The organism is Dactylosporangium siamense (genome assembly GCF_016862795.1).
Classification (GTDB): domain Bacteria; phylum Actinomycetota; class Actinomycetes; order Mycobacteriales; family Micromonosporaceae; genus Dactylosporangium; species Dactylosporangium siamense.
This window is the reverse complement of the sequence record NZ_BONQ01000112.1, coordinates 41,694-49,766: the sequence shown is the minus strand read 5'-3', so window position 1 is coordinate 49,766 and position 8,073 is coordinate 41,694. Positions and strand designations below refer to the sequence as shown.

The window sequence follows — 8,073 nt, the reverse complement described above, 5'->3', positions numbered from 1 at the left end:
GCCGCTGCGCTGGCCGCTCATGCGGCGGGCACCTGCACCCGCTGGCCGGCGCTCAGGTCACCGGTCACCTCGACCGTGCCGCTGAGGCTGTCGAACAGGCCGGGCTCGACCGGCACGTACTGGCCGGAGTCCAGGCGCACCTGGTATCCGCCGCCGGGGCGGGCCAGCAGCGCGGCGACCGGCACCAGCAGAACGTCGTCGTGGGTCTGCCGGGTGACGGCGATGTCGACCGGCGCCTCGTCCAGGTCGCCGGCGGCGGCCGGCAGGGTGACGCTGATCGTCACCGGCACCATGGGCGGCCCGGCCGGCCCGTTCGTCGGGGCGCTGGTCGCCCGGCCGATCTCCGTGATGGTCCCGGGGAACGGCGGCACGCCGGCGACGGTGACCGTGACCAGGTCACCGACGTGGATCAGTGGCCGCCGCTCCAGGGTGACCTGGGCGGTGACGGCGGGCGTGGCGGAGGTCGCGGTCAGGACCGGCCGGTCCGGCTCGATCGTGGTGCCGACGGCGCCCTGGACCTGGCTGACCCGCAGGGCGCCGGGCTGGAACACCACCTGACCCAGCGCCAGGCTGCCGGTCCGCTCGCTGACCGGCAGCCCCCAGATGGTCTGCACGCGGCGGATCGCGGTCGTGGTGGCCGCCGAGAAGTGCTGGTCCACGGTGATCTGGTGGCCGGGGTCGGCGCCGAGCGCCACCAGGTTCTCCTCCAGTTGCCGGACGTCGGCGCCGTCCGTCATGCCGCCGGCGAAGTCCCGGTAGGCGGGTGTGGCGCCGAACAGCAGCCGCACCGGCCGGCCGTTCACCGCGTAGAGCTCGCCGCCGCGGCCGACCGTGGCGCCGGCCGCGGCCACGGCGGTCAGCACGCCCGGCTCGCCGAGGCGGTTCACCGGGTAGGACCCAGCGAAGCCCAGCGCCCCGCTGACCTGCACCCGCTCGGACACCGTGCCCCTGGTGACCTCGGCGGTGCCCGTCGCCACCGCCACCGTGCCGTCGTCGGCGGCCTGCGGCTGCGCGGCCACCGCGAACCAGACCGCCCCGACCGCCGTGCCGGCCGCGGCCACCGCCACGACGCTGCCGAGCACCCTGCCGGTGCTCACTTCTTCGACCCGCCGTTGAGTTTGATCCCGCCGTCGTAGTGCTCCTTGCACGCGGCCTGGGCCGCCTGGAACTTGTCGGACTTCACCACGGTCGGGTCGGTGACCTTGAACGCGCCGCGGCTGTCCGGGTCCGGCCAGTCCGGCAGTCCGTGCTGCCGGACGCATTCGGAGAACCTGGTCATCTGCTCGAGTTTCGCGGCGGACGGCGGCGGCTCCGGCGCCAGGACGCTGGCCGGCAGCTGGGCGGAGATGTGTTCGCACGCCTCGGTCGCGACCCGCATCTGTTCCTCCGTGACCGACCCGTCGGGCGCGCCGGCCCGGGTGAGCCGCCCGTCCTCGAGCGTCCCGTCCCGGAAGCGGGCGACGCCGTGGTCGCGCATGCACTGCCCGTACTGCCGGACGAGGGTCATGATCTGGTCGTCGCTCATCGCGGCCGCGGTCTGGGACGCGGCCGGGTCGGCCTTGCCGCCGCCGCAGGCCGAGAGGATGCCGACCGCGGCGAGCAGGACGATCGCTATCCGGTGCCGGAGAAGGACTGTCGTCATGCCTCATAGGCTGGAGCCCGGGCGGCACCGGTGTCGTCTGAGCCCGATCCCATCTTTGCCGCCGGCTGATCGGAGTCCGCTCCTACCCAGGGGTACGAGCGCGGTCCGATGCGCACCGCAGCACCGCTGTCTACGCTGGGTTCCGTGCACCGGGCCGGCGAACTGTACCGTCTTCTGCTCGCTCGACGGGTCTACCTCCTCGACGCGGTGCTGGCACTGTTCCTGACGGTGCTGTCCAACCCGGTGCTGAAACCGGTCGAGTGGCAGGTGGACGGCGCGCTGCTCACCGACACGACGAACGACCCGCAGGCCGCCGGCCGGCTGCTCGCCACCTGGTGGGCCTGGACCGCCGTGATGGTCGTGGGCCTGCTCCTGCAGCACCGGTGGCCGCTGGTGGCGCTGGCCCTGACCAGCCTCGGCGCGGCGGCGCACGCGCTGACCCGCGACCCGCAGGGACCGCAGATCCAGTTCTTCCTGCTCATCGACCTCGCCGTGCCGGTCACGCTGTACACCCTGGCCAGCCGCAGCCGGTCCCGGCGGCTGTCCGCGGCGGCGCTGGGCGGGCTGATGCTCGCCGTCATCGTCGTCGGCGTCGTCAACCAGCTCGGCCTCTCCGCCGGCCCCGGGGTCAGGAAGCCGACGTCCCCCGGCAAGGCCGTGCCCAGCTTCGAGCTCTCCGTCGCGGACATCCAGCACAAGGTCATCGAGCCGGGGCTGACGATGCTGCTGGTCCTGGCGCTCGCCTACGCGCTCGGCACCGCCTCCCGCGCCCGGCAGGCCCATCTGGAGACCCTCGAACAGCGCGCCGCGGACCTGGAGCGGGATCAGCGCCATCGGATCGCGCTGGCGACGGCCACCGAGCGGGCCAGGATCGGCCGGGACCTGCACGACGTGGTGGCGCACAGCCTCTCCGTCGTCGTCGCGCAGGCGCAGGCGGCGCTGGCCGCCCAGCACCGGCACCCGGAGCGCACCACGCAGGCGATGCGCGAGGTCATCACGGTCGGCCGCGAGTCTCTGGCCGAGATGCGGCGGCTGGTCGGCGCGTTCGGGCCCGCGCCGGACGCCGGGCACGGCCTCGCCCCGCAGGTCGGCATCGCCGAGCTGCCCGGCCTGGTCGAGCGGGTCCGGGCGGCCGGCGTGCCGGTGCACCTGGCGGTCACCGGGCCGCCGGAGGACGTGCCCGCCGGGGTGGACCTGTCCACCTACCGGATCGTGCAGGAAGCGCTCACCAACACGCTCAAGCACGCCGCGCCGGGCGCCGAGGCCGGCGTGACCGTGACGATCCGCCCGGACCGGGTCGAGATCGAGGTCGTCGACGACGGCGCCGGCCGCCCCGCCGGCCCGCGCCGGGAGGACGGCAACGGGCTGCGGGGCATCGCCGAGCGTGTCCACCTGCTCGGCGGGGCGCTGACCGTCGGGCCGGAGCCGGGCGGGGGGTTCGCCGTGCGGGCCCGCCTCCCCGTGTCGTCGCAGCCGGGCCGGGTCCCCGACAGCACGGCGGCCGTCCGGTGAGCGACGACCCCGCCCGGCGGATCCGCGTGGTGCTCGTGGACGACCAGACGCTGATGCGCACGGCGTTCCGGGTCATCTTCGACGAGACCGACGACATCGCCGTGGTCGGTGAGGCCGGGACCGGCGAGGCCGCGGTGCGGGTGGTCGACAGCGTCCGGCCCGACGTGGTCCTGATGGACATCCGCATGCCCGGCATGGACGGCGTCGAGGCGACCCGGCGCGTCCGTGCCCTGCCCGGCGCCGACGCCCGGGTGCTCATCCTGACGACCTTCGACCTGGACGAGTACGTGTACGCCGCGCTGCGGGCCGGAGCCAGCGGCTTCCTGCTCAAGGACGCGCTCGCCGAGGACCTCCTCGCCGCGGTCCGCACCGTCGCGTCCGGCGAGTCCGTCACCGCGCCCAGCGTGACGCGCCGGCTCATCGACCACTACGTCGGCAGCGCGCCGTCCCGGGTGGACCCGTCCGATCGGCTGGCCGTCCTCACCGCCCGGGAGCTCGAGGTCCTCACCCTGATCGCCCGTGGCCGGTCCAACCCCGAGATCACCCACGACCTGCTGCTGGCGCCGGGGACGCTGCGCACCCACATCGGCCGGATCTTCGCCAAGCTCGGCCTCCGCGACCGGGTCCAGGCGGTGATCCTCGCCTACGAGTGCGGGCTGGTGCGCCACGACGACCGGTGACACACGGGTGCCGTCCTCACGGTGGGAGCAGGATCCAGCGCCCCGTGGTCGGGCCGCCGTGCACGTCGGCGAGGTCGGCGACGCCGTCGAGGAGCTCGCCGAGCCGGTCGTCGACGGCGTGCAGGTCGGTGCCGGTGAGGTTGACGGTGAGCACCAGCTCGTCGTGGCTGAGGAAGGCGATGTCCGGGTCGTCGATGTCGGTGCGGCGGCGGTTGCGTGACACTTCCAGCGCCGGCACCCGGCGCTGGGTCGGGGCCAGGTCCCGGTCGATGGCGGTGAGCACCGCGAGCAGCAGCGCGGCCGGTCCGCCGGCCAGGTCGCGGAGCCCGACGGTCAGCGTCGTGCCCTGCGCCGCGGCGCCCGTGCCGTCGACGTCGAACCGCAGGCTCGGCGGCTGACGGAACGCCGAGGTCAGCAGGTCCGACCAGTGCGACAGCCAGTGCAGCACCGTCACGCAGTCCTTCCCCGCCGCCTTGCGCTGTCTGGGGGTACCCCCGACCACCTCGTAGGTCAGGGCAGTGGTGGGATCTGCCACAGGTGGACCTCCCCTCCGGCCGGGTCGGACAAGGGCTCGGCCCGCAGCGCCGAGACAACGCGAGCGGTCCACCGCGGCTTCGCGCCGCCCGGGCGGCCGCACAGGACGCCGTGCCCCGGCGGCACAGCGTCGAACGCCTCGCGGGCCGCCCGCTGCGCCGCGACCAACGCCGGCTCCGGGGTGAACAGCCAGATGTCGTCGGCATAGGGATCGCGGCGCCGGTCCTGGCCCGGGGACCGCATCGGGATCGGGCCGAGGCCGAGTTCCCGGCCGACGACGCCGAGGGCGTCCACGCCGGCCGTGATGATCCGCAGGCCGACCAGGCCGTCGACCGGTCCGCGGAACCAGTCCGCGGGCAGGTCGATGTCGCACAGGATGCTCGGCACGCCGCGGAGGCTGCCCAGCGTGATCCCGGCGACGGCGGCGGTGGCGGTTTCAGCCAGACGTGCGCGCAGTGCGAGGTCCGTGTCCTGGCCGAAGTGGGGCAGCAGCCACCGCCGGCCTAGGAAGGCCAGCTCGAGCCGGAACTTGGCCATGATGAACAGGTCATGGACCCGCGGGTCCCGTTCGACCAGGTGGGCGTCACCGTTCGCGAACGGTTCGTACTGCAGCCAGTACGCGGCACCGTGCATGGGCTACGACCACGCCAGCGTGCCGCGGTGCCGCCAGTATCCGTCCGGAGTCTCCGGCAACGGCAGCGGGCCCAGGTCGGCCAGGGACAGGGCCCGCAGGTTCGAGGTGAGCTGCGACGTGGTCGCCGCGCCGGACAGCACCACGCCCGCCCACGGCTGGTCCAGCGCCGCCGCGATGGCGTCCGCGTCCCGGTCGGCGAGGCGACCGTTGGCCATGGCTTCCTTGACGATGACGGTGCGCCCGTCGGCGTGTGCCTCGGCGAGCGCGGGCCCGGCCGACGGCTCGAGGGGGTTCCAGGTCGCCTGGACGCTGCGGAACAGCGGCTCGCCGGCGACCTCGACGCGCAGCGCGGCCCGGATGGCGTCGGCCTGGCGCGGCCCGCTGGTGGACAGCCCGACGGTGACGCCGCGGGCGGCCAGGTCCGCGAGCCGGTGGTGCAGGGCCCGGTCGGTCAGCGCGGTGCTGTCCGGTGTCACGGAATGGATCTGGTACAGGTCGAGCCGGTCCCCGAACAGCGCCAGGGTCTCGCTGACCTGCCGGTCGTACGTGGCGACGCCGTGGTCCTTGGCCTCGTGCACCGGCGCGTCGATGCGCCACCCGGCCGTGTAGGTGTACCCCCACTTGGAGCCGACGACGATGTCGCGCCGGTCACCGAGCCAGCCGGCCAGGAACTCCTCAGCGAGACCGTAGGAGCGGGCCACGTCGATGTAGCGGACCCCGGCCGCGTACGCGAAGTCCAGCAGTTCGTGGCTGCGCGCCCGCATCGACGCCACCGACCGGTCCTCCGGCAGGTCCCGTTGCCGCCCCAGGTTGATGTAGCCGGGCCGCCCGACGGCGGCGAGCCCGAGCCCGATGCGGCGCACGGGCACGCCGAGGTCCAGCCGATCAAGTGCCATCGCCCGATCGTAGGCCTCAGCCGATGACCCGGGTTTCCTGCCCGCGTTCCCAGCCGGCGACGCTCGCGTCGCGCTGCTCCGCCGTCAGCTCCGTGTGGTGCCAGCCGCCGGCGGGGGTACCGGTGGCCGCCCACCCGTCGCGGAGGTCGCCGAGCCCGCCCAGGGACGGATGCCGGTGCACGAGCGAGCCGAGGTGGGTGACGCACAGGTCGTCGGCGTCGTGGCCGCGATCGTCGAGCACGTCGAACACCTCGTCGTCGAACAGCACCAGCGCCGGCGCGCGGGTGCCGTCGAGAACGGCGCGGGTGGTGAGCGCCCAGCTGTCGGCCTCGGCCGGCAGCGGGAAGTCGTCGCCGAACTCGCCGAGCAGCCGCCAGCCGCCGGCGGGGTGCCGGTCGACGGGGAGCCAGGTGAACGCCTGCCGGGTGCGGCTGCTCGCCGTGGCCTGCTCGTCCCACGGCCAGCGGCCGGCCGAGTCGGGCCACACCAGCTGCTGGAACGGCACGGGCCGGCCGCGGTAGAACCGGTGCGCGGTGCCGAAGAACGCGTCCCGCCACGACTCGTCGACGGGCCGCAGCTGGGTGGGGAACCCGTCGATGACACCGGTGAACGGGACCTCGGCGGCGGGCAGCCCGTTGGCCCGCACGTGCTCGGCGCAGCTGTTGAGCCAGCCCTGCATGTCGTCGCCTTCGAGGCCGAACATGGCCAGCTCCGGCAGGCGGAACGTGTGCCAGAGCCCGACGGTGTACGCGAAGTCGACGGCGCCGGGGACCCGGAGCGCGGACCAGCCCTGCCCCGCGACGGTGGACAGCAGCTTCGCGTCCCGGCCGGGGAGCGTGCCGGTGCAGATCAGGCAGCCGCAGGGTTGATCATCCACGTCGCGAGGATAGCGTCAGGAGCGCCGGCGGCGGCGCAGGACCGTGATCACTCCGACCGTGACGGCGGTGAGGGCTACCGCGCCGACCGCGAGCACGGTCGGCCAGATCGAGTAGCCGCCGGCCCGATGCGCGGCCGGTGCGGCGGACTGGACGGGTGCGGTCGGCGGGGGCGGGCTGTGCAGCGCGGCCGCCTCCTCCGGCGTCACGAGGTGGCCGACGGACGTGGCGGCGGGCAGCGCGAACCCCCAGTCGAACAGCATCGTGCTCTGCTTCCAGGCGCGGGCGGGCACGATCTCGGCGCCCATGATGGTGACCACGAGCCGCCGGCCGTTGCGTTGCGCGGCGCCGACGTACGTGTGCCGGGCCTCGTCGGTGAAGCCGGTCTTGCCGCCCAGCCCGCCCTGGTACTCGGTCAGCAGCTTGTTCTCGTTCTGGATCTGGAAGCCCTTCGGGTCCTTCGGCGGCTGCGCCGGCCACTGGAAGACCAGGGTGGTGTCGTAGGTGACGAAGTCGGGCCGGGCGAAGTCGGCGCGGGCGATGAGCGCCAGGTCGTAGGCGCTGGTGAGCTGGTCCGGGGCGTCCAGGCCGGACGGGGTGACGGCGTGGGTGTCGTCGGCGCCGAGCCGGCGCGCCTCGGCGTTCATGGCCGCGACCGTCGCGGCGACCCCGCCGTCGCCGCCGGCCACGCGGGCGAGGGCGTTGGCGGTGTCGTTGCCCGACTGGAGCAGCAGCCCGAGCCACAGCGTCGACACGGGGTACTTCCCGCCGACGATCATGCCGACGGCCGAGCTGTCCTTCGGCAACGCGAGGTCCTCCGGGGTGGCCTCGACGACCAGCGCCGGGTCGAGTTTCGGCAGCGCGGTCGCGGCGAGCAGCAGCTTCTGCACGCTGGCGGGCCGGCGGCGCAGGTGCGGCGCGCAGGCGCCGAGGACCTCGCCGGTGTCGAGGTCGGCGACGATCCACGACATCGCTGACAGCGTCGGCGGCGCCGGGGTTCCCGGGGCGACGGCCAGGCCGGTCGTGCCGAGCTGGCCGCCGCCGACCACGGGCGCGGCCGGATCGCGTTCGGGCGACGGCGGCGTCGGCGGGATCGTGGCGATGGTGGCGTACGGGCACGGCACCGGCGCCGGTGCCGCAGTGGACGGGCTCACCACCGGCGCCGGCCACGCCATCAGCCCCGCGCTCAGCACCGCGGCCACCAGTCCCGTCACTCCCATGGCGGGGAGCGTAGCCGCCGGTGGTCGGCCCGATGGAAACGGGCGAGCGGCGGGGCTCGGCGGTCCGGCATGATCTGCCG

Annotated in this window: 9 protein-coding genes; 2 read left to right on the top strand and 7 right to left on the bottom strand. The window is 74.6% G+C overall.

Translation table 11 applies throughout. From position 1 onward, the window contains the following. Window positions 1-17: 17 nt before the first annotated feature. Window positions 18-1,097, bottom strand: coding sequence for a peptidoglycan-binding protein (locus tag Dsi01nite_RS36280; RefSeq protein WP_203850885.1), 1,080 nt, complete (start codon window positions 1,095-1,097; stop codon window positions 18-20). Further along, window positions 1,094-1,642, bottom strand: coding sequence for a hypothetical protein (locus tag Dsi01nite_RS36275; protein ID WP_203850884.1), 549 nt, complete (start codon window positions 1,640-1,642; stop codon window positions 1,094-1,096). The genes Dsi01nite_RS36280 and Dsi01nite_RS36275 overlap by 4 nt, the downstream gene beginning before the upstream one ends. 144 nt (window positions 1,643-1,786) lie before the next feature. On the opposite strand from Dsi01nite_RS36275, the gene Dsi01nite_RS36270 reads away from it, so the two are divergent. Together Dsi01nite_RS36270 and Dsi01nite_RS36265 are read left to right on the top strand one after the other, a co-directional pair. Next, a complete protein-coding gene (locus tag Dsi01nite_RS36270) occupies window positions 1,787-3,154 on the top strand; it encodes a sensor histidine kinase (protein ID WP_203850883.1) in 1,368 nt (455 codons plus the stop codon). Next, window positions 3,151-3,834 (top strand): response regulator, encoded by a 684-nt coding sequence (locus tag Dsi01nite_RS36265; RefSeq protein WP_275423440.1) that lies wholly within the window; start codon window positions 3,151-3,153, stop codon window positions 3,832-3,834. Before Dsi01nite_RS36270 ends, Dsi01nite_RS36265 begins: the two co-directional genes overlap by 4 nt. 16 nt (window positions 3,835-3,850) lie before the next feature. On the opposite strand, the gene Dsi01nite_RS36260 is transcribed toward Dsi01nite_RS36265, so the two are convergent. Genes Dsi01nite_RS36260 through Dsi01nite_RS36240 form a run of 5 tightly spaced genes read right to left on the bottom strand, consistent with a single transcriptional unit; the run spans window position 3,851 to window position 7,993 of the window. After that, complete coding sequence (locus tag Dsi01nite_RS36260; RefSeq protein WP_203850882.1) at window positions 3,851-4,369, bottom strand: hypothetical protein; 519 nt, start codon at window positions 4,367-4,369, stop codon at window positions 3,851-3,853. Next, window positions 4,345-5,001, bottom strand: a complete 657-nt coding sequence (locus tag Dsi01nite_RS36255; RefSeq protein WP_203850881.1) for a hypothetical protein — start codon at window positions 4,999-5,001, stop codon at window positions 4,345-4,347. The genes Dsi01nite_RS36260 and Dsi01nite_RS36255 overlap by 25 nt, the downstream gene beginning before the upstream one ends. Window positions 5,002-5,004: 3 nt before the next feature. Further along, window positions 5,005-5,898: an aldo/keto reductase gene (locus tag Dsi01nite_RS36250; protein WP_203850880.1), complete on the bottom strand. Its 894-nt coding sequence runs from the start codon at window positions 5,896-5,898 to the stop codon at window positions 5,005-5,007. A 16-nt stretch (window positions 5,899-5,914) separates the two neighbouring features. Beyond that, window positions 5,915-6,775 (bottom strand): DUF4262 domain-containing protein, encoded by an 861-nt coding sequence (locus Dsi01nite_RS36245; RefSeq protein ID WP_203850879.1) that lies wholly within the window; start codon window positions 6,773-6,775, stop codon window positions 5,915-5,917. A gap of 15 nt (window positions 6,776-6,790) precedes the next feature. After that, window positions 6,791-7,993: a D-alanyl-D-alanine carboxypeptidase family protein gene (locus Dsi01nite_RS36240; RefSeq protein WP_203850878.1), complete on the bottom strand. Its 1,203-nt coding sequence runs from the start codon at window positions 7,991-7,993 to the stop codon at window positions 6,791-6,793. Between the last annotated feature and the right edge of the window lie 80 nt (window positions 7,994-8,073).

Excerpts from the sequence above, each read along its gene's own strand:
- Dsi01nite_RS36250 (WP_203850880.1), bottom strand. The coding sequence starts at position 5,898 with ATGGCACTTGATCGGCTGGACCTCGGCGTGCCCGTGCGCCGCATCGGG.
- Dsi01nite_RS36240 (WP_203850878.1), bottom strand. The coding sequence starts at position 7,993 with ATGGGAGTGACGGGACTGGTGGCCGCGGTGCTGAGCGCGGGGCTGATG.
- Dsi01nite_RS36275 (WP_203850884.1), bottom strand. The coding sequence starts at position 1,642 with ATGACGACAGTCCTTCTCCGGCACCGGATAGCGATCGTCCTGCTCGCC.
- Dsi01nite_RS36255 (WP_203850881.1), bottom strand. The coding sequence starts at position 5,001 with ATGCACGGTGCCGCGTACTGGCTGCAGTACGAACCGTTCGCGAACGGT.